The following is a 26,349-nucleotide window of genomic DNA, read 5'->3' on the forward strand; positions in this document are numbered from 1 at the left end:
ATGGTGGAAAACCAGAAAATGATCGGCACCCAAAAGGTGCCGATCATTACTCTTGCCGATGTCGGGGTATCCTTTGGCGCGGTCAAGGCCCTCAACGATGTTGAATTGACCATCCTACCGGGCGAATGCGTTGGGGTGGTTGGCCATAACGGTGCGGGTAAATCGACACTGGTAAACGTCATTAATGGCCGTTTATCTTCAACGCGCGGCGACGTCAGTTATGACGGCGATCAAAGTGCGACAGATTTTCGCAATGCCTTGCTGGCCAGAAATGCCGGAATACGCAGTGTGTTTCAGGAACTCTCGCTCTGTCCAAACCTCACCGTTCTGGAGAACTATCGCATTCCCTACCGCAACATGCCGAGGCGGGCATGGCGGCGAAATGCTGCGTCTGCCGTACGGGCATCACTGGATGCGGTTTTTCCGGGAAACGCGATTGATCCGTATAGTGTGGTTGACGACTTGCCGATTGCCGACCGCCAGATGGTGGAAATTGCCATTGCATTTTCGAGGCGCGATATCGACGCGCGACTGGTGATCCTTGATGAGCCGACATCGTCCCTTGATGGCGCGATTGCCGATCAGTTGCTTGCCTATATCAAGAAGTTTTGTGCCGACGGCGGAGCCATCATTTTTATCTCCCACATGATGGGTGAAATCTTTGATGTGGCCAGCCGCATTGTTGTGATGAAAGACGGTTTAATCACCCAAGACAACGAAGCGCGGCATTTTACCCGCGATGGCCTTGTCGATGCGATGGGCCATGTCGTGCCAGACACAGCAGAAGTTACCGGAGCCAAAAGACGACAGGAATTCGGACCGGAAGTTCTGCGCATGGAAAACGGTCTGAATGCACGTCAGGGCGAAGTTGTTGGACTGGCCGGACTGGCCGGTCATGGACAGGCAGAAGCTTTGGCGCAGTGTTTCTTGGCCCGCACATCGGACTGGTCTGCGTCACGTGATCCCGCTGTCGTCTTTGTTGCCGGCGACAGAAGCCGCGATGGTGTCATGCCCCTGTGGTCGATCATGCGAAACCTGAGTTTGCAAACGTTGGTCGAGTTCAGTCGAACGTTCCTTGTCGACCGCAAAGCGGAACAGAAAGTTGCCGACGAATGGCACCGTAAGATCGGCATAAAAACAGATGATCTTGAAAACCCGATTTTGTCCCTGTCTGGCGGTAATCAGCAAAAAGTACTGTTTTCCAGGGCGTTGGCTTCGTCGGCCCCGATTGTCGTCATGGATGACCCAATGCGGGGTGTTGATGTTGGTACCAAGAAGGAAGTTTACCGCATGATTCGTGCCGAAGCTGAAAAAGGACGGACATTCCTGTGGTACTCGACCGAGACCGACGAAATTCTCGAATGTGATCGCGTTTTTGTCTTTCGTGACAGCGAAATTGCTGCCGAACTGCAAGGCGATCAAATCACAGAAGAAAACATGCTGCGCGCATCGTTTGAAATGCAGGAGGCCGGTCAATGAGCCGCGATCATTTGCGCATCCTATTACCGGTCTTGTCGCTGGCAATTCTGTTGGCAGCCGTTTTCTATATGCAGCCACGCGCCATGAGCTATTTCGGGCTTAATCTTCTGTTTAATCTCGCGGTTCCGGTTGTTTTGGCAACGATTGCTCAAATGATGATCCTGATGGTCAATGACATTGATTTGTCCATCGGCACGTTTGTCAGTTTCTGTGCCTGTATCACAGCGACCTTCGTTCAAACCGACCCCGTGGTCGGCTACGCGATCCTGTTTGGTGCGGTCCTTGTCTATGCTGCGATGGGCGCCATTATCTATGCGCGCGGCTTGCCCGCAATCGTTGTGACATTGGGCATGTCGTTTTTCTGGTCGGGCATGGCCGTCCTTGTTCTGCCGTCCCCGGGGGGATCGGCACCAGATTGGTTGCGCGCACTCATGACGGCAAAGACGCCATTTCTGCCTGTGGCAATCATTGCGCCGATCGTGATTGCGGCGATCATGCATTACTTCGTCAAACGTTCAGCACTGGGTGTGTTATTGCGCGGTGTTGGCGGAAATGAACAGGCGATTGAACGGTCCGGCTGGTCGGTTATGGGGCTTAAGGCATTTGCTTACGGCGTGGCGGCACTTTTCTGTGTGTTGTCGGGCATGGCGCTTGTCGGCCTTGCGACATCAGCGGACGCCAATATTGCATTGCGTTACACGCTGCTATCGATTGCCGGTGTGATTTTGGGCGGTGGTGAGTTCACCGGCGGGCGGGTATCGCCTGTTGGGGCGGTTATCGGTGCCCTTACCCTTACACTGGCGGCCAGTTTCCTGTCATTCCTGCATCTTTCGCCGGATTGGCAAATCGGTGCGCAGGGGGCAATCCTGATCATCGTTTTGGCTGTGCGTCTTGTCTTTACCCGACGGGAGGCACTGATATGAGCATGTTGAACAAAACCGGCGAGACACAGCATGAAAAGCGCGGTGCGCGTTACCTGCTGGGTATGGTGTCGCGAAAGGCCTGGATCTGGGCCTATATCGCGGCAGGGGCGACCTATATTGCAACGCTGATGGTTGTTTCAAGCAGCGGCGGGGCGGGGGCCTTGCTTTATGCCGCATTCACCTTTGCTTCCTTTGCCGTCATTGTTGGCGTCGGGCAAATGTTTGTTGTGACACTTGGGCCGGGCAATGTGGATCTTTCGATCCCGGCAAGCATGACCCTTGCTGCGACCTTATCGTTGAAATTCATGGCAACAGATGGGGCGCTGGTTGTTCCGGGTCTTGCGATTGCAATCGGGGTCGGTCTGGGATGCGGGCTGTTTAACTTTTCCCTGATCATGTTGCTGCGTATTCCGCCGATCATTGCAACATTGTCGTCGTCCTTCCTGTTTCAGTCGCTGGCGATCTGGTCAAACCGCGGTTTGCGGATCAAACCGCCAGAAGTTCTTGCCGATTTTTCAACCGGCGGGACGTTTGGTATTCCCAATGCTGCATGGGTTGCGTTGCTGGTGTCTGTTCTGGCCTGGTGCGTTCTGGAAAAGGCGATTGCAGGGCGGTGGATATTGGCAACCGGGCAAAACAAACGTGCAGCGCGCCTTGGCGGTGTGCCAGTTAATGCCGTGCGTTTCGGGGTCTATGTGAGCTGTGCCGTTCTGGCGGGTGTGGCCGGGTTCATGCTGGCCAGTTTCTCTGGCGGGGCGAACCTGAACATGGGAACGGAATATATGCTGATGTCGATTGCCGTGGTTGTCATTGGCGGGTCATCGATTGCCGGGGGAAATTCAAATGTTCCGGGCATCTGGGCAGCAGCACTGTTCATGTTTTTGATTGTATCGATGCTCAATTCCTATGGGCTTGGTGCCGGGGTTCGCTTGATGCTGACCGGGTTGATTATTGTGTCTGTGGTCGTACTGGCCAGTAAGCGGGGGCGTCGGGTATGAATGGGCCATATGAAATTATCGATCGGCGCTTTTGTGATCTTATTCTGGCAAATGTCGCGTTGCGCCGGATTTCGACCGGGCACCTCTGGACCGAAGGACCTGTGTGGTTTGCAGCACATCAGTGCCTGTTGTTTTCCGACATTCCCAATCAGAAAATTTATCGCTGGATGTGTGACGGTAGCGTCAATGTTTTCCGCGACAATTCAAACTTTGCCAACGGCAATACCCAGGATCGGCAAGGGCGTCTGATCACCTGCCAGCATGGGACGCGATCCGTCACCCGGACCGAACATAATGGTAAAATCACCACGCTGGCAGATCAGTTTGACGGTAAGCCGCTCAACGCACCAAATGACGTGGTGGTCAAATCTGACGGGTCGATTTGGTTTACCGATCCGACATACGGCATTCTCTCTGATTACGAGGGCCATAAATCCACGCCCGAACAAAGCCATCGCAACGTTTTCCGTCTTGACCCTGAAACGGGCGAACTATGGCAGGCCACAACGGAGTTTACCCAGCCAAACGGCCTGGCGTTTTCACAAGATGAGAAGCTGCTTTACGTTGCTGAATCAGGATCAAGTCACGATGACAGCGTGCCGTCGGTCATCCGTGTTTACGATGTCGATGCCAACAACATGCTTGAAAATGGTCGTGTTTTTACAACGATTGATAACGGTATACCGGACGGGTTTCGCGTTGATTGTCATGGAAATGTTTGGTCCTCCGCAGCAGATGGCGTGCACTGCTTTGATGCGGGCGGTGAACTGCTTGGTAAAATTCTGGTCCCGGAAACCGTATCAAACCTCAGTTTTGGTGGCCCACGTGGCAACGAGTTGCTGATTACCGCAACAACAAGTGTTTATGCCATTCACGTCAACAGTGCGGCCGCGATCCCATGAGATGTTTGTTTCTTGCGCAAAAAACCGGCGATCCAAATTCCCGAACCGGGTTGACGTCGCGCAGGAATGAAATACGAACATCTTAAAGAAGAGTGCCTGACCTCCCTCGGGCACTCTTCGCTTTCTCCAGATGTAAATGCACCCATATTTATCATTTATTTCAAATGGTTAACAGGGATTGGCGTGAAAGTCAGTGGAAAGCGGAACTGCCATTCGTGAACGGGCATCCTGATACGATCCGGGCGGGATCATGGGCAGGCGTCGTGCAAAGTTCCATAAGAGACAAAGGAGAGATCAAATGCGTAATAAACCGGTTATCGGCTTTATCGGCCTTGGTCTTATGGGGCATGGCATGGCCAAAAACATCCTCGAGGGCGGCTATGAATTGTGGGTGCGCGGGCGTTCGAACCGCACCCCCATCGAAGACCTTGTGTCGATGGGCGCGAAAGAGGCGATCAACCCGAAACAGTTGGCCGAAGTGTGTGACATCATCCATATCTGCCTTTCAAACGCGCCCCAGATTGAAGTGATCATGCGGTCACAATACGGTATTCTGGCGGGTGCGAAACCGGGCCTGATCGTTGTCGATACCTCGACCTCCGATCCTGATATGACCAAACGGCTCGCCGCCGAGTTGCGTGCAAAGGGCGGCCATTTTGTCGATGCCCCGATGGCGGGCACACCCGCTAAGGCCGAGGCCGGTCAATTGAGCACGATGCTTGGCTGTGACAGGGATGTTCTGCCACATATCCGGCCTGTCATCTCATGCTGGGCAGAAACCATCACACGCATCGGCGAGACTGGCGAAGGTCACAAGATGAAACTTTTGACGAATTTCATCAACCTGTCCTATGCCGACCTCTTTTCCGAAGCGACCTCCCTTGGTGCCAAGGTCGGCATTGCGCCGGAAAAACTGCGAGAAGTCATTTCATCAAGCCATATCGGGCAACAGGTTCTTTGACACCTTCGGGCTGGCGCGGCACAGCACGCAAACGGCATTGATCCGATCAAGCGCGTGAAGCAAAGACCACCACTTTGTGAGTGGCTTCAAGGCTCAATTCACTTTCTTGTCAGCAATGCGCCATGTGTCTGAATTACCCTTCCGGACAAGGCTTGCCCATGTCGGATGGCATCTACCGTCTCGTTGCCACCAGACCGTGCGGCTAAAAATGCTGCATTGAACGAATCACCCGCCCCGGTGGCATCAACCACGTTTGAAACCGACGGGGTTTCAAGACTTGCCACGTGGCCATCCTTTAGAAAGGTGCACGGCTCCTTACCATTCTTGACCACGACCTCGGCGACGCCAAGATCACGGTAGCGCATGACTGTTTCTTCCGGGGTACGATCCTCAAACAATGTCGCCTCGTCATCGAAGCTGGGAAGGATCACGTCGGTGATCGCCGCAACTTCAGACAGGGCCTTTTTACATGCTTGCTGATCTTCCCAGAGTGCCAGTCGGATATTGGGATCAAATGCAATCTGGGTTTGTGTCGGCTGTTGTCGGAGGACATCAATCAATGCCGTGCGCCGGTCCTCGGATAGAATTGCAAGCGTAATGCCCGACAAATAGATGACATCAGCATTGTGAAATGCTGCCGTGAGCATCGAGATATCGTCAACCATCTTTCGCGCTGCAGAATTCTCACGCCAATAGGTAAAAACCCGGTCACCGTTTTCCTGATCAATCAGATACAAGCCCGGACGTTCCCCCGACAGGCGCTGGATGGCACTAACATCAATCCGCGCATCGGAAATGAACTTTGAAATCTGGTCTGAATATCGATCCACGCCAAGGGCGGTGGCATAACGGACCTGCCAGTCGCGATCATTCGTCGCGTTACGGAAATGCCAGGCTGTATTAAGTGTATCGCCCGCGATGCCCATTTTCCAATGACCATCGATGCCGCCCGACATCTCAATCATGCATTCGCCAACGGCGACAAATCGATTCAGTGTCATATGGCAAGCTCATGCTTGATTGCCGCATCCGCACCCTCTGACATCAATAGGGACAATCGCGTGGTCACAGCACTTCGCCATACCGCATCGTCTTGCAACTGTTGGGGCATCCATCCCGGCAAATGCGCCAGTTTTTCATAAATGACTGCCGGGTCCTGATGATCGCCCAAAGCACTGATAATTTCATCGGCGCGCGGATCATTGAGCTGTTGGGCAACCTCGTTGGTTTTGGCCGTGTTAATCCGGTGGCGCATGACGGCCAACCACGCGGCAAAACAAAGCGCGAATGTGCCCAACCGGTTGCTTCCCGGTGCCAGATCACAGGCGGGGGCAAAAATCCGCTGGGGAAGTTTTTCTGTGCCGTCCATCGCGATCTGGTTGGTTTCATGGGCAATTTCCCGATTGGCGAACCGTGCCACCAGATCAGAACCGTAATCGGAAAAATCAATCCCGGCCAAGGGTGGCATCGTCGCCGCCGCATTTTCCATATGCAGCATCACAAGACGCGAAAAGGCATCGCTTGCCATCGCATCGCGCACATATCGGTATCCGCCCAGTTGCCCCATATAGGCGATGAGCGAATGACTGCCATTAAGCATGCGAAGCTTCATGCGTTCATAGGGCTCAACATCGGCAACAAGGATCGCACCGCCTTCTTCCCATGCCGGTCTGCCATCGGAAAAGGCATCTTCAATCACCCATTGAGAGAACGGCTCGGTTTCAATTGCCGCAGGATCATCAAGGCCTGTCAAATGTTTGGCATCCGCACGGGTCGCCGCTGTTGCCGCCGGGGTGATCCGGTTGACCATGGTCTCGGGGAAAGAAACATTGTCCGTAATCCAGATCGCCAGACCCGGATCAAGATGCTTGGCAAAATCAATCACACCCGCACGCAGCAAACGACCGTTCGATGGAAGGTTATCGCACGACACAACTGTATAGGCCCGCACACCGGCGTCCTTGCGACGCTTTAGTCCGGCAACAAGCAAACCAAGAAGTCCGCAAGGCGTTTCAGGGTTGGCAAGATCATGTTTCACCGCAGGATGTTCGGTCTGAATCGTCCCCGATTCACGATCAATGCCATAAGCCTTTTCGGTTACCGTGATGGTCACGATCCGAATTGCCGGGTCGGCAAGCGCATCTAAAACCGGTGCGATATCCCGTGCGGCGGCAATTGCATGCGATATGCTGGTAATTCTACGTGCTTTTGGGCCATCCGGGTGGCGTTCGATCAGTGTAAAGGTGCCGTTCTGCGCATTCAGGACATCAACAATATCCGTACTGCGCAAACTGACACCGATAATGCCCCAGTTGCCCCCTTTGGCGGCCATGGCCGCATCGGTGTAAATCGCCTGATGGGCGCGATGAAATGCGCCAATACCGATATGCACGATACCGGCCTTGGTGGCATCGGCGGCATCGGCGGCATCGGCTGGATTGGGGTGTAAAGTCACATCAGAAGGGTCAGAGGTGTTCATTTTTTAACCCCCAAGCCGATCAAACCGTGCCGACAAGGCTGTCATGACACCGCGCAGTTCGGCCAGTCCCTTAAGGCGTCCAATCGCCGGATAGCCCGGTTGCCCCTTGCGATTCAGATCATCAAGGATGTCCTGACCATGATCTGGGCGTATGGGAATGTTCCAGTCTGATCGTCCGGCGGATTTGCGCAACGCTTCCTCGCGCAGGATCTGCTCAATCAGCGAAACCATGTCGGTATCGCCATCCAGATGTTCGGCTTCATGGAAGCTGCACGGCAGATTCTGGCCTTCGCGTTTGGTGTTCCGCAAATGAATGAAATGGACGCGCGACCCCCAGCGTTTCATCATGCCGGGCAAATCATTGCCTGGATGCACACCAAGTGATCCCGAACAAAGCGTGATGCCATTTTCGGGAATATCCACGGCCTGCATGACAAAGGCATAATCGGCCTCGGTCGACATGATCCGCGGCAGCCCCAAGAGCCCAAAGGGCGGGTCATCAGGATGGCAGCACATGCGAATGCCGACCTCACGTGCAACAGGAACGACTTCTTCAAGAAATGCGACCAGATTGGCACGAAGCGAATCGGCATCGATATCGGCATAGGTTTCAAGCAACGCACGCAGATCATCAAGCGTCAGGTTTTCCACGGACCCCGGCAGACCAAACGCAACTGTGCGTTCCAGTTCAGAACGCCGGTCTTCGGGCATTGCGTTAAACCGGGTTTTTGCCTCGGCAATGATTTCGGCAGGATAGTCATTTTCCGCACCCGCACGGCCAAGAATGCATAGGTCAAACGCGACAAAATCAACCAGATCGAATCGCATGCAGGTCGCCCCGTTTGACAGGCGCCAGTTCAAATGGGTACGTGTCCAGTCAAGGATGGGCATAAAGTTATAACAAACAATACTGATCCCGGAATCTGCCAGATTACGCAGACTTTGCTTATAGGCCTCAATATGGTCTTGCCATGGGCCGACCTGACGTTTGATCGATTCTGAAACCGGAAGACTTTCAACAACATCCCAGGTTAGGCCGGATGCGGAACCGTCTTTCATGGTCGCAATTTCTGAATGACGCTTGGCAATTTCGTCCGGAGTCCAGACCGCGTCACTGGGGATGTGATGAAGGGCGGATACCACGCCGTGCGCCCCCGCCTGACAAATATCGTCAATGCTGACCAAATCGTGCGGGCCGAACCATCTCCAGGTTTGTTTCATATGCTTCTCTCTGTGTTGGCGTGGTGTCTGCAATCGCGACTATAACTGCTTGGATGATATCACGACATAATTTTGTTGACTAGTATGGTAGTATGCATCATGAATCAGAAAGGCAAGGAGAGTTTGATGGGCGACCCCAAAGAAAACGACTGGGAAGTAACGAACGATCAGGCCGTTGGGCCGCAGATCCACCGCATTATCCGTGAACGGATTGTTTGTGCGGATTTATTGCCCGGTGTGCGCCTGTCCGAAGCCGAACTTGCAAAACATTATAATGTTAGCCGCCAGCCCATCCGCGAAGCGTTCATCAAACTTTCTGACGAAGGTCTTTTAGAGGTTCGCCCGCAGCGCGGCACGTATGTCAGAAAAATCTCTGTCGCAGCTGTTCTTGACGCCCGCTTTGTCCGTGAGGCGGTCGAAGCAGATATCGCGCGCTTCGTCGCCCAAGAGCCGAACGACGTATTTTTGGGGCATCTTGAAAATCTGATCCGCGATCAGCGCAAAGCGATGAAAGGCGATGCGCGTGCTTTCTTGAAACTTGATCACGACTTCCATCGCAGCCTCGCAGAAGCAGCGGGAAAAACCTACGCCTGGAAGGTTGTTGAGGATGTCCGTGCCCAACTCGACCGCGTGCGTTACCTGAGCTACTTCCAGTTTCCGATGGAAGAAATCATTGATCAGCACGTCCAAATTGTTTCGGCCATCACATCGCGTGATCCCGAACAAGCCAGTGCAGCCATGCGTGAACACCTTCGTGAAATCTTGCATACGCTGCCTGATATTGCGCGCTCCAGAACGGAGCTCTTCGACGACGCCGACACGATTGCGTCGTCACCCTAAGGCATCACCAAACAGGGAGGAACAGATGCTTACAATACAAACAACCAAAAAACTGATACTCGCCGGCGCCGCCGCCATCCTTATGAGCAACTCTGCAATCGCAGCAGAGATGTCGCTTAAGCTTGGTCACTTGGCCAACGAACAGAACGCCTGGCACAAGGCCGCCGTAAAATTTGGCGAGGAGCTTTCAGCCCTCACCGATGGCCGTATTGAAGTTCAGGTCTTCCCGAACGAAACGCTTGGCAAGGAAATTGACCTGATCAACGGCATGCAGCTTGGTGCTGTCGATATGACAATTACCGGTGAAAGCCTTCAGAACTGGGCGCCAAAGGCAGCACTTCTTGCCGTGCCTTACGCCTATAAAACGCTTGAAGACATGGATGCTGTTGCCAGCGGTGAAATCGGCGATCAAATTGAACAGCAGATCATCGAAAAGGCCCGCATCCGTCCAATCGCCTATTTTGCCCGTGGTCCTCGTAACCTGACATCCAACCGCGCGATCAAGTCTCCCGATGATTTGGATGGCCTGAAAATGCGCGTTCCAAACGTTCCGCTGTTCGTTGATGTTTGGAAGTCGCTGGGGGCACAGCCTACACCTATGGCGTTCTCCGAAGTCTTTACCTCCTTGCAGGCAGGCACCATCGACGCACAGGAAAACCCATTGGCGCTGATTGAATCGGCAAGCTTCGATGAAGTCCAGAAATTCGTGAACAAGACCGAGCATGTCCGTTCATGGATTTACCTGACCATCTCGGAAATCACCTGGGCTAAATTGTCGGATGCTGACAAGGACGCTGTCATGGAAGCCGCGAAACGCGCACAAGCCTACGAGCGTGATCTGTTTGCTGCCGACGAGGAGCGTCTGACTGAGGAACTGCAGTCCAAGGGCATGACCTTTGTCGAAATCGACAAAGAAGCATTCGCTTCGAAGGCCAAAGACGCTGTTTTGGCAAATGTCTCCGACGAAATCCGTCCGATTGTCGAAGATCTTTTCGCAAACTGAGTATTGCCGGTTCGGCCGCGTGATTGCGGCCGAACCTTTTCCGACGGGGAAGTAACGTGCTTTCAGCCAGATTATACGCGTTCATCATTGCACTTTGCCGGGTTGGAACAGGGGCCGCTTTCGGTCTTCTGATCTTTACTGTTCTGACACAGGTATTTTCGCGGACCTTTTTGCCCAGCTCTCCGGTCTGGACAGAAGAACTCACCCGTTATGCGCTACTGTTTCTCGCCGCCTTCGGGGTTGGGCTGTCGTTTCGTAATGGTGATCTGGTCAATGTCAACATCGTTTGCGATTTGCTGCCGTTGCCGATCCAGCGTTGGCTGATGTTTGTTTCCGCAGCACTCACCGCCGGGTTCTGTCTGGTCTTGCTGTTTCCGGCATGGATGTTCGTTTCCATTGGTGTCCTCCAAACGTCGCCGGCACTTGGGGTTCGGATGGATTTCATTCACGCCGTTGTTTTCATTTTACTTGCCGTTCTCGGACTTTTCGCGGTTCTGCGCATGATCCGGATCATCGCCGGCGTTTCCGATGGAAAAGCCGAAGATACGACAAAGGACTTCCCATGAGCCTTGCAATTCTATTTGGCGTTTTTGCCCTCGGCCTTGTCATTGGCCTTCCCGTTGCCGTGACACTGGGTCTGTCCTCGCTGTGCTATCTGCTGCTTGAAGGCATCCCGCTTGTCGTCATCCCGCAAAAGCTCTTTGCGGGCATGGACGTGTTTGTCCTGCTGTGTATTCCGGGCTTTATCCTTGCTGGAAATCTGATGAATGGCGGGGGGATTACACCGCGCATTGTGCGTTTCGCCAATGCCATGGTCGGTTGGATGCGGGGTGGCCTTGGCTTGACCAACGTGACCGGGTCTATGCTGTTTGGCGGCATTTCCGGAACGGCGGTTGCGGACGCGGCATCGATTGGCGGCATGATGATCCCGGGCATGATCCGTGCCGGATATACCCCGGCGTTTTCGGCTGCGGTGACTGCCGCCTCGTCAACAGTCGGGCCGATCATACCGCCCAGCATGCCGATGATCATTGTTGGCGCGCTATCGGGCATTTCTGTTGGCAAGATGTTTATCGCCGGTGCCATTCCAGGTATTCTGATGGGGCTTGCAATGATGGTGACCTGCTACATCATTGCCGTAAGACGCAATTTCCCCCACCAACCCTGGCAGGGCTTTGGCGAACTTGCCCGTTCCTTTACCGGTGCCTTCTGGGCGCTTGCGATGACGGGCCTGATCATTGGCGGATTGCTGAGCGGTATTGTCACCCCAACCGAAACGGCTGTGATTGCCAGCCTCTATGCCTTGATCGTTGGCTGTTTTGTCTATCGCGAACTGCCTTTGCGGAAAGTACCGAAAATTGTCATCGACAGTGCGGTGACCGCGGCGGCTATTCTCGCACTTGTCGGGCTGGCAAATGTCTTTGGCTGGATATTGGTATCTGAACGCATTCCGCAGATGATTTCAGATGCGGTCTTGTCTGTGACCGATAACAAATATGCCGTGATCCTGCTGATCAATCTGGTTTTGCTGATTGTTGGCATGTTCATGGAAACGATTGCCGCCTTGATCATCCTATTCGTGCCGCTTCTGACCCTTGCGACCAATGTTGGTGTCGATCCGATCCACTTCGCGGTGTTTGCTGTTCTGAACCTGATGATTGGTCTGACAACGCCGCCGGTGGGCATTTGCATGTTCATCTGCGCGAACATCGCCAAGGCGCCGGTCACCACCGTGATCCGGGCACTTGCACCGTTCCTGTTGACCAATATCACGATCCTGTTTCTTGTTTCCTATATTCCGGCGCTGTCAACATGGCTGCCGTCCCTGATGGAGTAACCAATGCAAACACGTGTTTGCCGTTTGTATGGCCAAGATGATCTTCGTATCGATACCGAAGCCACCCTTGATCCGATCAAGGATGAAGTGCTTGTCCGTGTGGGGGCCGGTGGCGTGTGCGGTTCGGACATGCATTACTACTTCGAAGGCGGGATCGGCCAGATCCGGGTGCGCGAACCGATCATTCTTGGCCATGAAGCTGCCGGAACAATTGTTGCACTTGGTCCGGATGTCAGCGGACTGTCTGTTGGGCAAAAGGTTGCCATCAATCCAAGTCACCCGTGCGGCACATGCCGTTATTGCCAGCAGAACTTGCAACAGCATTGCCTGAACATGAAGTTCTTCGGGTCCGCCATGCCCATGCCCCATATTCAGGGGGCGTTTCGCGATCTGGTCAATGTGGGCCAAGGCCAATGTTTTGCCATTTCCGATCAAACCGATATCGGCCGGGCTGCCTGTGCGGAACCCCTTGCGGTCTGTCTGCATGCCGTCGCCCGGGCGGGTGATCTTTCAGGTAAAAAGGTCCTGATTACCGGGGCTGGACCGATTGGCAGTCTTTGTGCGGCGGCGGCTAAGCTTGCCGGGGCAACTGAAATTGTCGTGACCGACTTGCAGGACTTTGCCTTGGGTGTGGCGCGGAAAATGGGGGCAACCCGGACAATCAATATTGCCAAGGCCGCTGACGAGCTCACACCTTACGAAGCCGAAAAAGGGCAGTTTGACGTGTGTCTGGAATGTTCTGCCGCGCCTGCAGCATTGCGCACAGCCATCAGCACCCTGCGCCCGCAGGGTATTCTTGTCCAGGTCGGTGTTGCCGGTGAAATGCCCGTACCGTTCAATCCCCTGGTTGCCAAGGAAATCACGATTACCGGGACCTTCCGTTTCAGCACCGAATTCGCCGAGGCCGTTGGCATGATTGATCGTGGTGAAATCGATGTCGCACCGATCATCACCCAGACCTTCCCGCTTGAAACCGCCAAAGAGGCCTTTGAAGTTGCGCGGGATCGCAGCAAATCGGTAAAGGTTCAATTGGCATTTTCCAGCTGATGCGGCGGTGTTGTCGGCAACAATATCTCTGCCCGCGTGGGGCCTGAATTTTCAGGCGTTGCGTTGAAAATGAACCGCATAAAATCAAAACGGGCCTGCATGTGCGGGCCCGTTTTTTATGCGTGATCAACGTTGATCGGGCTTACCCGACCACGTTGAAATCCGGGCCATAGGGGTAGCCGGTGATATTGTCGTTTCCATCCTCGGTGATGACGAGAATGTCATGCTCGCGATATCCACCGGCACCCGGTTGCCCGTGGGCAATGGTCAGCATCGGTTCCATGCTGATCACCATGCCCGGTTCGAGCACCGTGTCGATATCCTCGCGCAGCTCAAGCCCGGCTTCGCGGCCATAATAATGCGATAGCACGCCAAAGCTGTGGCCATAGCCAAAGGTGCGGTATTGCAAAAGGTCACGTTCCGCGAAAAAGGCGTTGATCTTTTCCGTCACCGCCGCACAGGACGCACCGGGTTTAAGCAGGCTCATGCCATATTCATGCGCCCCGACATTGGCCTGCCAGATTTTCAGGCTGGCATCATCGACCTCACCGACGAACAGGGTCCGCTCAAGGGCGGTGTAATAGCCTGAAATCATCGGAAAGGTATTCAGCGACAGGATATCGCCACGCTGGAGTTTGCGCGCCGTGACCGGATTGTGCGCACCATCGGTATTGATGCCCGACTGGAACCACACCCACGTATCGCGATATTCCGCATCGGGGAACCGTTTGGCAATTTCACGTTCCATCGCATCGCGCCCGGCCATGGCCACATCAATCTCGCGCGCACCTTCCTTAATCGCATCGCGAATGGCATAGCCCCCCACATCGGCCACCTGTGCCCCGCTTCGGATCAGGGCAATTTCGGCGGGTGATTTATGCATGCGCTGACGCATGGTGTCGGCGGTGATGTCCCGGCTGCTGGCGGGGTTAAGGAACTCATCAAGCAACGCCTTTTGCACAAGGCTAAGATGATCGCCCTCATAGCCGACAACCTTGCCAACCCCGGTAACAGATCGAACCGCGCGCCAGTAGTTATGTCGCTGCCAGTCGGTATAGGTAATATTGTCGCCATGGCACCGGCGCCACGGTTGGGCCGCATCAATGCCCGCACTGATCGTGACAGTGTCGGTTGGTGTGACGACCAGCGCATAAGATCGCCCAAACGCGCAATACAAAAAGCCGGAATAATAGGCGATGTTATGCATCGAGGTGAAAACGCACGCGTCAACACCGCACGCGGCCATGATGGTGCGCAATTTGGCAAGACGTGCCTCATATTCTGACGCCTCAAACGGCAGAATGCGGTCACCTTGATGGAAACGGTAAAATTCTGGACGATCCATTCGCAAAATCTCCTTATCGGCGCTGCCTCAAAGGGGATGAGACCTCCCCCTGTCTTGACAACGACAAAGCAAGATCCCGGCGTTCAGGATGTGTATGGGTGATGTCGGGCGCGCATTTTACGCTGGCGACGCCATCGCCTGCCCTGCTGATCTTATCGGGGATTGTGCGCCAATCTGGCAAGAGAAATCCGCAAGATCACAACGGAACAGCAGTCCTTCGGGGGGCGGGTGGCAGGAATCCATACGTTTGTATGGTTAATTGTCATGGTTAAAGTATTTTCTTAACAGCTTGTCGCTTTACTGTTGGGGAACAATATAAAATACGGGCAATTTACGGAATTTTGGCGTGGCCGAGGAAGACGAAGACCATACAGGCGGTGGGCAATCAGCAGCCAATTCCGCAATGCAGAAAATAGCCGAACGCGAAATGCGGATTATACGGCGGCGCATGCGGCGTCGGCGGATGATCACAATCGGGTTTTGCCTGACGCTGGTCGTGGGATCGCTGTTTGGCATTATGTATTCCATTCAGTCCAACCTCGATCTCAGCCGCAACATGATCCGCAGCCCGCAAGTCCGTATTCTGGGCTATGACGGGGCGTTGCTGGAAACCGTCGAGGGGCGCTACAGTCAGGATGTCTCGCTGACAACCATCCCCGAACGGGTGCAAAACGTCTTTGTCGCGGCAACCGATCCGAACTTCTTTAATCATATGGGCGTTTCCGGCCGTGATTTCGCCCGGATCTTTAGCGGTGATCCCGGATCGGGGTCGACCATCACGATGAAGGTTGCGCGAACCTTCTTTAAGACCAAAGCCAACAATGCGGGACGCCATTTTCAGGAATTCCTCGTCGCACTTTGGCTGGAAATGAAATTCAGCAAAAAGACCATCCTGCGCAGCTACCTTGAACGCAGCTATATCGGGCGGGGCATTTTTGGCATTACCGCGGCATCACGCCTTTGGTACGGCGGCCCGGCGGAGCGCATAACCCTGCATCAGGCCGCCGTTCTGGCGGCTGCCATGAGCGATCCTGTCAAGTTTGATCCGCTTTTGCATTCCAGTGAAACCGCCGCAGAAGCCAACGATATTCTGGCAAAACTGGGTCAGTATAAATTCATCGAAAAGGACCGGGTTTCTGCCCTGACATTGCTTGAGCCAAAGCTGGATGTTCAATACGAAGAACATGTTGTCTCGGGCTATCTGGTCGACATGGTTCTCGAAGAAGTCGCCGATATTGTCGGATACAGCAGCCGCGATATCGATGTTGTCACCAGCATTGATCTCAAGGTGCAAAAGCTCGCCCAGGATGTCGTGCGCGAGGTTTCCGAGATTCGCATCAAGCCCAAGGGGGCCAATCAAACCGCCCTTATCTCCATCAGCCCGGATGGGCGTATTCGCGCGATCATCGGTGGGGCCAATTACAGCCCGTTTCAGCGCAACCGGGCAACCGATGTTCGGCATTTGCCCGGCCGGATGATTAAAATCGCTACCTATTATTATGCGCTAAACCAAAACAGCGATCCGGCCCAATGGGTCCGGGACAATCGCATGGCGGTTGCCGGGTGGCGGCCGATCAATCCTGATCACGAATATATGGGGCAGATTTCACTGCGCGAAGCCTTCGTCCGGGATGTCAATACCGTGCCAACAACCCTTGCCGATCACTACGGCTTGCTTGATGTGCGCGATTACATCCATGCGATTGGTGTCAAAAGTCCGCTTTCAACAGATATTCGAACCGTGGTCGGTCTTGATCCGGTAACGATGGGCGAAATTGCCGCCATTCACACATTGCCGCAAAATTCCGGCAAACCGGCACAAATGACGGTGATCAACCGCGTGTCGTATAGCGGGACTGACGAAACCGCGTTGTATCAGCGCGAAGATCTGGTTCAGGAAAAAAGACTAACCGACGAGGCCATTCAGGGGTCATATGTGCTTTACGCCAGTGTGACCGATCCGCAAGTAAGGCTGGATCGGCCCTTTGCCGGGTATGGCACGGTCGCCGGTGGAGGGTCGGATGCGTGGTATGTCGGGTTTACATCTGATCTGACCACGGTGGTCTGGGCTGGCAATGATGATAACAGTAGAATGGCCGTGCGCGGGGATGTAGAGCTTGCGTCTTTGTGGCGGTTATTTATGCTTGATGCGCATGATGGACTGGCCATCCGTTCAATGATCCGTGCATCATCACAGAGACGTCGGGAAAATGACGGGGTGAACGATCTGTGGAAGCGCGACCTGAACGGCAATAATTGATAAAACCGTCGCAAAGCGGGGAGACGGGGGACTCCCTCCTCGGTTGGGGCATAACAATATAAAAAACGCCGGTTAACGCGGCGACTTCGTCTGTCTGGCCGTTGGGACATATGTCCCGATGATGTCCACGAGACGGATCGAGTTGCCGTGCGCCCGTATCTGACCAAAAGGTGCATTTGTGGCCCAAAGAGAATTTAAAAGACGGCAAAGCGTACGCAAGGGTGCGGCCGCCAAAGGATCCAAAACGAAAAAACGTGTCAGCAGCGCTGGAAAGCGCAAAGGTAGCTTATTTTCGCGCATGGGCGATTTGATCCCCGGGCCAGAGGCCATTGCACGTTTCATCGTCCTTGGCAGCATCTGGGTCATGGTGCTTGGCGGTGGTGTCGTGGCCTATTACGGATACGGGCTGCCCGACAAAGTCAGTTTTGATGTCGCCAGTGAACGCAAACCATCGATCCGGATCATCAGTATTGATGGCGCAACACTTGCCACCTATGGCAACCGCTATGGCAATCCGGTCGAAGTACGTGATCTGCCCGATTATGTCGGTCAGGCGTTCGTTTCCATCGAAGACCGCCGGTTTTATGATCATTTTGGCATCGATGTTCTTGGCATCTTGCGCGCAACCTGGGCTAATTTGACGGCCGGACGCATTACGGAGGGCGGCAGCACAATTACCCAGCAGCTCGCCAAAAACCTGTTTCTGTCCCCCGAACGCAGTTTTGGCCGCAAGATCGAAGAAGTCCTTCTGGCGATCTGGCTTGAATTCAAATTCGACAAACAGCAAATCCTGTCGCTGTATCTTAACCGGATCTATTTCGGATCAGGCCTGTACGGGATTGATGCGGCCGCGCGCCACTACTTTGGCACCGATCCACGGCGTTTGAACCTCTATGAAGCGGCTGTTCTGGCAGGATTGCCGAAGGCACCAAGTCGCTATAATCCGATGGTTGATCCGGTTCAGGCGGCGGAGCGCGCCAATCTTGTTCTTGATGCCTTGGTGTCGACCGGGGCGCTGAACAAGGCGCGCGCAGACCGGGCCAAACAAACCCGTGTGCGCACCGCGCGTAAGGCAAATACAGGACCGGGTGTGCGCTATTTCTCCGACTGGGTTCTTGATCGTGTGCGCGATTATGTCGGCTATGTCGATCAGGACCTTCAGGTCCACACCACGCTTGATTCCCGTCTTCAGGAAGTTGCCGAATTCAACCTTGAACGTGCGCTTACAAGCCCCGGTGCGGTGCAAAAACGCGTCGGTCAGGCCGCTCTTCTGGCAATGACACCCGACGGTGCCGTGCGCGCCATGGTCGGCGGACGGGACTATTTCGAAAGTCAGTATAACCGTGTCACACAGGCCCGCCGTCAACCCGGATCGGTGTTCAAACTGTTTACCTATCTGGCCGGGTTGGACAACGGTTTGGGCTCGAACGACTGGATGCGCGATATCGAAATTTCGATCAATGGCTGGGAACCGCGGAACTTTGATCGCAAACACCACGGCACCATGTCCATTCGTGATGCGCTTGCGACCTCAAACAACTCGATTGCCGTACAGCTTGCCATGGAAGTCGGTTTGGACAAGGTCATCCAGAAGGCACGTGATATGGGCGTGTCCTCGACCCTGAACAGAGAACCGAGCCTTGCCCTTGGCACCAGCGAAGTTTCGATGCTGGAACTTACCGGCGCCTATGCCATCGTCGCCAATGGCGGTTTTTCGGTGTTCCCGCACGCCGTCAGCAAAATCACCGGACGCAGCGGCGAGGTCTTATATCAACGCACCGATGATTTCCCGTCGCGCCTGATGAACCCGCTGCATGCCGGTGAAATGAACAATATGCTGGCCTCTGTCATTGCCAAGGGCACGGGCCGCAACGCGATTATTGACCGGCCCGCTGCCGGAAAAACCGGCACGACATCGGATTATCGTGACGCGTGGTTCATTGGATATACTGCGGAATTGGTGGCCGGTGTCTGGATGGGCAATGATGATGGCAGTCCGATGGACGAAGTCACCGGCGGTGATCTCCCCGCCAAGCTGTGGCACGACTTCATGCTGCATGCCCATCAAAACCTGCCGGTCCGCTCCCTTGGCAAGGCTGCCTTGGCCCGGTCGAAAAAAATGGGCGAGGATGACAGCTGGCGCGATTTCACCGCTGGCTACAGCTCGGGCAATGAAAAGCAATAATTGGGTGCAAAGGTTTTGCGCACCTTTATTGCCGATATCGAACTCACAGGTGGCCTTCTTGGGGCTGTCTGTGAGCGGCCCCGTATCTAACCCGCCCGTCATTGCCGCGAAGGCGGGAATCTATCTCGATTTCAACGGGGTATAGATTCGGACTGGACCAAAAAGGGGAGGCAGATTTATTTTTTCCTCTTTCCGCTAAAAGAAAATCCGGAAAAGCTGACTGTCCCCTTTTCCTGATGTTGCGGTATCGGGATGAGAGTTTGAGGGAAATATGAGAACTTATTTTTTCCATATTATAAAGTCAGTCCCATTGAGTTTATTGATTTTCTTCTACTTTTACATTGGAGTTGGGAGTTTTTGGGCTGGTGTATTTTTCGGAATGGTTTTTTTTGTAGTATCTTCGTTATATTACTTGATTTTATTTAAGGTGTTTACAGAAAGTTTAGTGAGTATTTCTGCAATAGACGTGGTTCTTGTGGTTCTGGTGTTTGCAGCTTTTGGGTTTGTGATTTCTTGGTATACTTTTAAATTCTTGCTGTTAGCAATTTTTGTTCAAATTTTATCTTCAGTAATTTTTCGACTGATCTTTAATCGTCTAAAATTTCAACTTGATTAAGGAGAAATGGCGATGTGGTTTAAGTTGCATATGCGGCAAAAGAAAATTGTAAAAGGGGGCTGTTCCCTTTTTTCTTGTCTGTACCGGTGAGCGTCGTTTGCTTGAATATGTTCTAGGGCCGATGTTGCGGTACCGGGATGAGAGCTTGAGGGAAAGGTAGTTATTTATGCAACTGAATGACGATAAGAAGAAAACTTTAAAGCTTATATTCAAGATTGCTTTGGGAGTGATAATTCTTTTAGCCATTGCAATTGCTAACAATTACTTCGGTGGTGGTTTCTATATTTCAACAAGACCAGGGTGATTTTGCGATAGTTACGCGTAGTATCAATATTTCAATATTATTGAGAAAAGGGGGGCGGATTTATTTCTCCCTCTTCCCGCGAAAAACAAAAAAAAGACCGGCATCGTTTTCACGAACCGGCCTCAAGTTTGGTTTGCTTTGGCTGCACCAACTTGGGGGGCGATGCAGCCAGGGAGTTCTCACCTGTCGGGGCGCGCATTTACTCAGGGAAGAGGGTGGATCACCCCTGATGCAACGCACCCGATTGGGACAGGGATATGACCCTGTCCCATGGCGAGGGTATCAGGCCGCGACGGCCTGATCTGTGAGCGCCTCAAGGAAGTCCAGACATTCCTCGATCTGCGCAATCTCGATAAATTCATTGGGCTTGTGGGCCTGTTTGATGCTGCCCGGACCGCAAATGATGGATGGGATGTTGCCCTGCTTTTCAAACACACCGCCTTCGGAGCCATAAGACACCTTGCCCGAAATATCGGGGATGATGTTGCTGACCAGCTCAAAGCCCGGTGCATCGGTGCAATCACCCATCCCCGGATAGGAAAAGATCTTTTCCCATGCAAATCCGGTTTCCGGTTCCTTGGCCTTCATTTCGACGTCCAGCGTTTCCATGATGGCTTGCTGGATGTCGGCAATCACCGCTTCGGCGTCATGTTCGGGCAGGTGGCGGATTTCAAAGGTGAATTCGCAATGATCGGGCGTCACATTGGTGGCCGTGCCGCCGCCAATTGTCGTGGTCAGCATGGTGCTGTGCGGGACGGTGAAATCATCGTCAAACGGCCCGTTTTCTTCGAAATCACGGGCCTTATCAGCGATCATACTGATCGCGCGGCTGGCATATTCGATGGCATTGACATGGTTGGGTGCAAACGAGCTGTGCCCGGCGGTGCCGGTAACGGTCACGCGCATGGAATATTTGCCCTTTTGGCCATTAATGACCTTCATGTCGGTCGGCTCACCAATCACGGCAATACGCGGCGGGGTGTCCATGGCGGCCAAATGATCGACCATGGATCCAACCCCGATGCAGCCGACTTCCTCGTCATAAGACAGGCAAAGATGGATCGGGATCGCAAGATCGCGTTTGACCAGTTCGGGGATCATCGCCAGCGCACAGGCTGAAAAACCCTTCATGTCGGCCGATCCGCGACCAAACAGTTTGCCGTCACGCTCGGTCAGTTCAAACGCCGGGCTGATCCAGCTGTTTTCCAACGCGGGCACCACATCGGTATGCCCCGAAAGGGCAATGCCCGGAACGCCTTTCGGCCCGATGGTGGCAAGCAGGTTGGCCTTTTCACCGGTTTCGTCATGAAACAGGGTACTTTCGATGCCATACTGTGCGAGATAGTCGCGAACAAAATGGATCAGACCGAGATTCGAGTTTTTGCTGGTGGTGTCAAACGCCACCAGCTTGCCAAGCAGATCAATGGCATGATGGAGGCGGGACATGTTGGGTTTGCTCATTTTATGTTTCTCGTTTCTCGGGTCAGGATGACGACGACGAAGCCGCAAGGCTGCGTTTTTCCCGCCATTTCTTCCATTCACGACGAATGGTCAAAGTGACAAACAGAATGGTCAGGATGAAGAAGCCCCATGAAATCCATGACTGGAAGAAGACACCAAGATCACCGCGCGAAATCGCAAGCGACCGGCGCATGTTGTCTTCAAACATCGGGCCAAGGATAAAGGCGATCAGGAACGGGGCGGCCGGAATGTTCAGCAACATCATGGCAAAGCCGACAACGCCCATCACCAGCAGAACCGTGACGTCAAACGGACTGGCCCCGATGGAATAGATGCCATAGACGCACAGGATCAGGATGCACGGCAGCAGCAAGGTCTGGGGAATGCGCGAAATTTTGGTAAAGGCACCTGCCGTCAGCTTGCCTGCGATAAACAGGAACAGCGAACTAAACAGCATGCCGATAAACAGCGAATAAACCTCGCCAAGGTTGTTCTGGAACAAAAGCGGCCCCGGGGTCAGGCCGTGGATCATGAACGCACCCAGCATCACACCGGTGATCACATCGCCCGGCACACCAAGGGCCAAAAGCGGGATCATGGTCGCACCACAGGCACCGTTATTGGCTGATTCTGATGCGGCGATGCCTTCCAGTTCGCCTTCGCCAAACTTGTCACCGTTTTTCGATGTCCGGCGCGCCTCACTATAGGAGAAAAAGGCCGCCGTTGACGGGCCGATGCCCGGAATGGCGCCAAGGATCACGCCGATGACCGACCCCCGGCAAATCGATTTGATCGATCCACGGAATTCCGAAAGGGTCAGGCGATTATCGCCAAGCTTCATCGCCTGACTGTTGTCTTCCGGGCGGAACACGATCATTTTGATCAGTTCAGGCAGGGCAAACAGGCCAATCAGAACCGGCACCATGCCAAGGCCTGATTTCATGTCTTCTGAAAGTGCAAACCGGTAAGATCCATAAATATCTTCGCCAACCGTTGCCAGCAACAGACCAAGACAGGCGGCAATGATGCCCAAAACCAGCGAACGGCCGGAAATACTCGCCACAATGGTCAGTGAAAACGCCATCAGCATAAAGAATTCCGGCGGCCCAACGCGCAGCGCAAACATCGCCAAAGGCATGGCAAGGAAGAACAGCGAAATGTTCGAAATAAAGTCGCCGATACAGCTTGAAATCAGCGCCATGTTCAGCGCCTTGCCACCTTTGCCCGCACGGGCGAGCGGATAACCGTCCAGAACGGTGCAGGCGGCGGATGCGGTGCCGGGCGTCTTGATCAGGATGGCGGAAATCGACCCGCCATAGGTTGACCCTTTATAGAGCGCCACCAAAAGCAAAAGACTGGTGACGGGCGGCAGATAAAACGTAAACGGCAGTGCCAGGGTCACAGCCATCGTCCCGGTCATGCCCGGGATGGCGCCGATAATCACGCCCCCCCAAATCCCGGCAAACATCGCCAAGAAGTTCGGTAACGTTGCCACAGACTGGAAGGCGAAAAGCAATTCATTCCACATAACGATGGGGCTTTCGATCAGATCAGGGTTACGAGGTCAGAAAGACTGTTGGAAAACAGCATGCCTTCGGGGAAGGGCGTATGGGTGACTTCGGTAAAAAGCAGATACAGCAAAACCGGGAAAATGATCGTCAGACCAATCATCCAGAACTTGTTGCCGAAATTACCTGTCATCAGGAACAGAATGCCCAGCAAAAGAACGGTTGCCGGCACAAAACCGATCACCGGCTGGCCATAAACAAAGGCGGCAAACAGAACCAGCAACAAGGCAAAACGGGTTATGAAAACCTTGTTTCGGTTCACATAGAAACCAAGGCTTGTGACCTTCTCGCCGCTGGTTTTGCGCGATTTGGGAAAGGCCAGAACAAGGGCCAGAATACCCATGACAAGGCCAATCACGGCAACAACGCGCGGCCACATATCAGGCGGCGGGGCAAAGCCGGGAATGAAAGACGGAACCTTCACATAGATCGGGATCAGAACGAACAGGACGATGGCAAAGAATACCGTCGCGACCAGTCCAGCATAGAAATCGCGATTTTGGTTCATGGTTCCGTCTCGCATTTAAAGTCGAAAATTACAGGACGTTAAAAAACGTCTTACTGGATGTAGCCGAACTTTTTGGCCATGCCGTTATAAAGTTCGAACTGGCTTTTGACGTAAGCCGACGGATCGTCATCACCGATGACCGAGGTCGAGCCACGTTTCGCGGCAAGGTCGAGCCACTGTTCGTCGGTTGCAACATTGCCAAGGACTTCGGTCCATTTTGCCACAACATCTTCCGGAAGACCTTTAGGCGCATACAGACCGCTCCAGCCGCCAACCTGACCAGCTTGCGCATAGCCGAGTTCTTTGGCTGTCGGGACGTCCGGCAGGGCTGCCATACGTTTTGGCGAATACACCATCAGCGGACGCATTTTACCGGCTTCGATGTGGGGCATCAAAGAACCAGCAGCAATTGCGAGGAAATCAACGTGACCGCCAAGAAGGGCTGCGGCCAAAGCAGAGCCGCCTTTGTATGGCACGAGGGTGGATGCGGTCAGCGGGTCAAGATCAAGATCAGACAGAAGTGCCTGAACCGAGAAGCCATCAATCGCGGTGGGGCCGGATGCGGCATAGGTGGTTGCGCCGTCGCTGTCTTTGATCTTGGCAATCAGATCATCAACGGTCTGGACGTCGGAATTGGCATTCACGGCCAGGATCATCGGGGTCGATTCGAGAATACCCAGGAAGGTGTAATCGTCCCATGCGACCGGGCTGTCTTCGTAGACTGCCGGATACAGCGCCATGCCAACGCGTGACAGCAAAAGGGTGTAACCATCGGGTTTCTGTTCGGTCACGAAACGCGCACCGTTCATGCCGCCATTGCCGGTCTTGTTGACAACCACAATCGGCTGATCATCGATGTAATGACGTGCGGTCTCGGCAAGTGCACGACCTGCCAGATCTGACGCACCACCGGCACCATAAGGCACAACAAGGGTGATGGCTTTTTCAGGATAGGCATCTGCCTGGGCGGTCGAAATCATGGTGGTTGTCGCAAGGATGGCGGCTGCTACGCCGGCTGCTTTTTTGAGCTTTTGAAACATTTTCATGTCTCCCTGGGTGGTGGTGGCAGTATTGCCGGAGAGGCTCAGGACCTATTAGTTTGGTTCGAATGGTTGTCCGGATTTGTGCGGATACGCGGAGCGAAACCGCAGGAAGATATGCATCTTTCAAGGTTTTGCGACAAAGTAGCCCGTGCAAATCCGGACAATCCAAAGGACAGACGTTATATTTGCAACCTCCTGCGTCAAACCCCTTGGCCGGGATACCAGTCCGCCCGGCGGGCTTTTCCTTGGATTTCACAAATATAACGTCTGCCATTCCAATCAAATTAATAGGTCCTGAGCCTGGATCTTTTCTTTTTGTATGCACCATCCATAGACAATCCATAACTGTTGGCGCAAAAAATTAATTCCAGTATAACTAATCTACATACTGAAACGTCGGAGTGCGCCAGATGAACCTGCGCGAGTTGGAAAGCTTCAATGCCTTTATGACCCATGGGTCGGTCACCAAGGCGGCACAGGCAATGAACATCAGCCAGCCAATGGTCAGCCGTTTGCTCAACAGCTTTGAAAAGTCTGTCGGATTTTCCTTGTTTAACCGCAAACGCAATCAACTGGTGCCGACCAATGAGGCCCATCAGTTTCACGTCACTGTCTTGCGGTCGCTGAACTCACTTCATGAAATTGAAACGCAGGCCCGTGCGATTGCCAATGATCAGCTGGGCTCCATCCGGATCGCCGCACAGCCGATTTATGTTGATACCTATCTTCTCGATGTGGTGGCAAAATTCAAACTGGCCCACCCCAATGTCTCGATCAGCATCACCGATACGGGGCTTGAAGGCATGCTTGAAATGGTCACAACCCGGCAATGTGATCTGGGGATCGGCATTACCCTTGATCTGCAGGACCCCAATATGGTGGTCACCCCGCTGGCACAGTCACGTGCGGTCTGTTTGATGCCGGTGGGGCATCGGCTGGCCGGGTTTGAAACGATTGATATTGATCTTCTGCGCGGTGAACGCTTTGTCGAACTGTCGATCGGATCGCCGCTCCGCACCAAAATCGACTATATTTTCCAGATCGCCGGATGGCCGCGCAAAATCGCGGTCGAGGCCCGGACCATTCGCACCATTTCGCGCCTTGTCGAACGCAATGTCGGGATTGCGGTGATTGATCCGTTTGCCGCCTTGCTGGTCGATGAAACCAAGGTGGTTGCGCGCACCTTAACGCCGGTCATTGACTGGGACGTGGCATTGTTCACCGCATCACGTGAACTGAGTGCTGTGGAAAAAAGCTTCCTTGGATTCTTGCGCGCAGAATTACCCCATCTGCGTGAAAGCGGATGTGTGGTGTAAAGAATGGTTTACAGTCCGATTTGGGCTGAAGGCTATTATTCATCTAAAATGAA

General features: G+C 53.7%; 21 protein-coding genes. 13 read left to right on the top strand and 8 right to left on the bottom strand.

The window, feature by feature from the left end; translation table 11 throughout:
- The 5 genes from AC0VXT_RS00075 (at position 1) to AC0VXT_RS00095 (ending at position 5,263) form a co-directional block, all read left to right on the top strand.
- Positions 1-1,479, top strand: coding sequence for a sugar ABC transporter ATP-binding protein (locus AC0VXT_RS00075; RefSeq protein WP_475546994.1), 1,479 nt, complete (start codon positions 1-3; stop codon positions 1,477-1,479).
- The gene (locus AC0VXT_RS00080; protein WP_475546995.1) at positions 1,476-2,402 is read left to right on the top strand and encodes an ABC transporter permease; all 927 of its coding nucleotides are present in this window, start codon (positions 1,476-1,478) and stop codon (positions 2,400-2,402) included. Before AC0VXT_RS00075 ends, AC0VXT_RS00080 begins: the two co-directional genes overlap by 4 nt.
- Positions 2,399-3,400: an ABC transporter permease gene (locus tag AC0VXT_RS00085; protein ID WP_475546996.1), complete on the top strand. Its 1,002-nt coding sequence runs from the start codon at positions 2,399-2,401 to the stop codon at positions 3,398-3,400. The genes AC0VXT_RS00080 and AC0VXT_RS00085 overlap by 4 nt, the downstream gene beginning before the upstream one ends.
- On the top strand, positions 3,397-4,302 hold the full coding sequence (locus tag AC0VXT_RS00090) for an SMP-30/gluconolactonase/LRE family protein (protein WP_475546997.1): 906 nt from the start codon (positions 3,397-3,399) through the stop codon (positions 4,300-4,302). The genes AC0VXT_RS00085 and AC0VXT_RS00090 overlap by 4 nt, the downstream gene beginning before the upstream one ends.
- Positions 4,303-4,600: 298 nt before the next feature.
- Positions 4,601-5,263 carry an NAD(P)-dependent oxidoreductase gene (locus tag AC0VXT_RS00095; RefSeq protein ID WP_475546998.1) on the top strand — a complete coding sequence of 221 codons (663 nt, stop codon included), beginning with the start codon at positions 4,601-4,603 and terminating at the stop codon, positions 5,261-5,263.
- A gap of 98 nt (positions 5,264-5,361) precedes the next feature.
- On the opposite strand, the gene AC0VXT_RS00100 is transcribed toward AC0VXT_RS00095, so the two are convergent.
- The 3 genes from AC0VXT_RS00100 to uxuA are packed head-to-tail and all read right to left on the bottom strand — an operon-like array spanning position 5,362 to position 8,963.
- Complete coding sequence (locus AC0VXT_RS00100) at positions 5,362-6,264, bottom strand: sugar kinase (protein WP_475546999.1); 903 nt, start codon at positions 6,262-6,264, stop codon at positions 5,362-5,364.
- On the bottom strand, positions 6,261-7,742 hold the full coding sequence (locus tag AC0VXT_RS00105; protein WP_475547000.1) for a mannitol dehydrogenase family protein: 1,482 nt from the start codon (positions 7,740-7,742) through the stop codon (positions 6,261-6,263). The genes AC0VXT_RS00100 and AC0VXT_RS00105 overlap by 4 nt, the downstream gene beginning before the upstream one ends.
- A 3-nt stretch (positions 7,743-7,745) precedes the next feature.
- Positions 7,746-8,963 (bottom strand): mannonate dehydratase, encoded by a 1,218-nt coding sequence (gene uxuA, locus AC0VXT_RS00110; RefSeq protein WP_475547001.1) that lies wholly within the window; start codon positions 8,961-8,963, stop codon positions 7,746-7,748.
- A gap of 126 nt (positions 8,964-9,089) precedes the next feature.
- On the opposite strand from uxuA, the gene AC0VXT_RS00115 reads away from it, so the two are divergent.
- The 5 genes from AC0VXT_RS00115 to AC0VXT_RS00135 are packed head-to-tail and all read left to right on the top strand — an operon-like array spanning position 9,090 to position 13,690.
- Positions 9,090-9,803 carry a GntR family transcriptional regulator gene (locus AC0VXT_RS00115; protein WP_101301168.1) on the top strand — a complete coding sequence of 238 codons (714 nt, stop codon included), beginning with the start codon at positions 9,090-9,092 and terminating at the stop codon, positions 9,801-9,803.
- 25 nt (positions 9,804-9,828) lie between these two features.
- Positions 9,829-10,806 (top strand): TRAP transporter substrate-binding protein, encoded by a 978-nt coding sequence (locus AC0VXT_RS00120; protein WP_475547002.1) that lies wholly within the window; start codon positions 9,829-9,831, stop codon positions 10,804-10,806.
- A gap of 56 nt (positions 10,807-10,862) precedes the next feature.
- A complete protein-coding gene (locus AC0VXT_RS00125) occupies positions 10,863-11,372 on the top strand; it encodes a TRAP transporter small permease (RefSeq protein WP_475547003.1) in 510 nt (169 codons plus the stop codon).
- Entirely contained in the window at positions 11,369-12,643 is a 1,275-nt protein-coding gene (locus AC0VXT_RS00130) for a TRAP transporter large permease (protein ID WP_101301164.1), read from the top strand. The genes AC0VXT_RS00125 and AC0VXT_RS00130 overlap by 4 nt, the downstream gene beginning before the upstream one ends.
- A 3-nt stretch (positions 12,644-12,646) precedes the next feature.
- Positions 12,647-13,690: an L-idonate 5-dehydrogenase gene (locus AC0VXT_RS00135; protein WP_475547004.1), complete on the top strand. Its 1,044-nt coding sequence runs from the start codon at positions 12,647-12,649 to the stop codon at positions 13,688-13,690.
- A 142-nt stretch (positions 13,691-13,832) separates the two neighbouring features.
- Here AC0VXT_RS00135 and AC0VXT_RS00140 read toward each other — a convergent pair whose 3' ends face one another.
- Positions 13,833-15,035, bottom strand: coding sequence for a M24 family metallopeptidase (locus AC0VXT_RS00140; RefSeq protein ID WP_475547005.1), 1,203 nt, complete (start codon positions 15,033-15,035; stop codon positions 13,833-13,835).
- Positions 15,036-15,381: 346 nt separating this feature from the next.
- On the opposite strand from AC0VXT_RS00140, the gene AC0VXT_RS00145 reads away from it, so the two are divergent.
- Complete coding sequence (locus AC0VXT_RS00145) at positions 15,382-17,295, top strand: transglycosylase domain-containing protein (RefSeq protein ID WP_475547006.1); 1,914 nt, start codon at positions 15,382-15,384, stop codon at positions 17,293-17,295.
- 298 nt (positions 17,296-17,593) lie between these two features.
- Entirely contained in the window at positions 17,594-19,480 is a 1,887-nt protein-coding gene (locus AC0VXT_RS00150) for a transglycosylase domain-containing protein (protein ID WP_475547007.1), read from the top strand.
- A 1,202-nt stretch (positions 19,481-20,682) separates the two neighbouring features.
- Here AC0VXT_RS00150 and argE read toward each other — a convergent pair.
- From argE to AC0VXT_RS00170, 4 genes are read right to left on the bottom strand one after another with little or no spacing between them, the layout of a single operon-like run.
- On the bottom strand, positions 20,683-21,861 hold the full coding sequence (argE, locus tag AC0VXT_RS00155) for an acetylornithine deacetylase (protein WP_475547008.1): 1,179 nt from the start codon (positions 21,859-21,861) through the stop codon (positions 20,683-20,685).
- Positions 21,862-21,883: 22 nt separating this feature from the next.
- Entirely contained in the window at positions 21,884-23,389 is a 1,506-nt protein-coding gene (locus tag AC0VXT_RS00160) for a tripartite tricarboxylate transporter permease (RefSeq protein ID WP_475547009.1), read from the bottom strand.
- 17 nt (positions 23,390-23,406) lie between these two features.
- Positions 23,407-23,937, bottom strand: a complete 531-nt coding sequence (locus AC0VXT_RS00165; protein ID WP_475547010.1) for a tripartite tricarboxylate transporter TctB family protein — start codon at positions 23,935-23,937, stop codon at positions 23,407-23,409.
- 50 nt (positions 23,938-23,987) lie between these two features.
- On the bottom strand, positions 23,988-24,977 hold the full coding sequence (locus AC0VXT_RS00170; RefSeq protein WP_475547011.1) for a Bug family tripartite tricarboxylate transporter substrate binding protein: 990 nt from the start codon (positions 24,975-24,977) through the stop codon (positions 23,988-23,990).
- Between the two features lie 413 nt (positions 24,978-25,390).
- On the opposite strand from AC0VXT_RS00170, the gene AC0VXT_RS00175 reads away from it, so the two are divergent.
- On the top strand, positions 25,391-26,296 hold the full coding sequence (locus tag AC0VXT_RS00175; protein ID WP_101301146.1) for a LysR family transcriptional regulator: 906 nt from the start codon (positions 25,391-25,393) through the stop codon (positions 26,294-26,296).
- Positions 26,297-26,349: the final 53 nt, after the last annotated feature.

The sequence above is a fragment of the Thalassospira sp. Z349TD_5 genome, from assembly GCF_056173045.1.

Excerpts from the sequence above, each read along its gene's own strand:
- AC0VXT_RS00100 (WP_475546999.1), bottom strand. The coding sequence starts at position 6,264 with ATGACACTGAATCGATTTGTCGCCGTTGGCGAATGCATGATTGAGATG.
- AC0VXT_RS00075 (WP_475546994.1), top strand. The coding sequence starts at position 1 with ATGGTGGAAAACCAGAAAATGATCGGCACCCAAAAGGTGCCGATCATT.
- AC0VXT_RS00150 (WP_475547007.1), top strand. The coding sequence starts at position 17,594 with ATGGGCGATTTGATCCCCGGGCCAGAGGCCATTGCACGTTTCATCGTC.
- AC0VXT_RS00130 (WP_101301164.1), top strand. The coding sequence starts at position 11,369 with ATGAGCCTTGCAATTCTATTTGGCGTTTTTGCCCTCGGCCTTGTCATT.
- AC0VXT_RS00135 (WP_475547004.1), top strand. The coding sequence starts at position 12,647 with ATGCAAACACGTGTTTGCCGTTTGTATGGCCAAGATGATCTTCGTATC.
- AC0VXT_RS00140 (WP_475547005.1), bottom strand. The coding sequence starts at position 15,035 with ATGGATCGTCCAGAATTTTACCGTTTCCATCAAGGTGACCGCATTCTG.
- AC0VXT_RS00095 (WP_475546998.1), top strand. The coding sequence starts at position 4,601 with ATGCGTAATAAACCGGTTATCGGCTTTATCGGCCTTGGTCTTATGGGG.
- AC0VXT_RS00090 (WP_475546997.1), top strand. The coding sequence starts at position 3,397 with ATGAATGGGCCATATGAAATTATCGATCGGCGCTTTTGTGATCTTATT.
- AC0VXT_RS00175 (WP_101301146.1), top strand. The coding sequence starts at position 25,391 with ATGAACCTGCGCGAGTTGGAAAGCTTCAATGCCTTTATGACCCATGGG.
- AC0VXT_RS00085 (WP_475546996.1), top strand. The coding sequence starts at position 2,399 with ATGAGCATGTTGAACAAAACCGGCGAGACACAGCATGAAAAGCGCGGT.
- argE (WP_475547008.1), bottom strand. The coding sequence starts at position 21,861 with ATGAGCAAACCCAACATGTCCCGCCTCCATCATGCCATTGATCTGCTT.
- AC0VXT_RS00080 (WP_475546995.1), top strand. The coding sequence starts at position 1,476 with ATGAGCCGCGATCATTTGCGCATCCTATTACCGGTCTTGTCGCTGGCA.
- AC0VXT_RS00170 (WP_475547011.1), bottom strand. The coding sequence starts at position 24,977 with ATGTTTCAAAAGCTCAAAAAAGCAGCCGGCGTAGCAGCCGCCATCCTT.
- AC0VXT_RS00120 (WP_475547002.1), top strand. The coding sequence starts at position 9,829 with ATGCTTACAATACAAACAACCAAAAAACTGATACTCGCCGGCGCCGCC.
- AC0VXT_RS00105 (WP_475547000.1), bottom strand. The coding sequence starts at position 7,742 with ATGAACACCTCTGACCCTTCTGATGTGACTTTACACCCCAATCCAGCC.
- AC0VXT_RS00115 (WP_101301168.1), top strand. The coding sequence starts at position 9,090 with ATGGGCGACCCCAAAGAAAACGACTGGGAAGTAACGAACGATCAGGCC.
- AC0VXT_RS00165 (WP_475547010.1), bottom strand. The coding sequence starts at position 23,937 with ATGAACCAAAATCGCGATTTCTATGCTGGACTGGTCGCGACGGTATTC.
- uxuA (WP_475547001.1), bottom strand. The coding sequence starts at position 8,963 with ATGAAACAAACCTGGAGATGGTTCGGCCCGCACGATTTGGTCAGCATT.
- AC0VXT_RS00160 (WP_475547009.1), bottom strand. The coding sequence starts at position 23,389 with ATGTGGAATGAATTGCTTTTCGCCTTCCAGTCTGTGGCAACGTTACCG.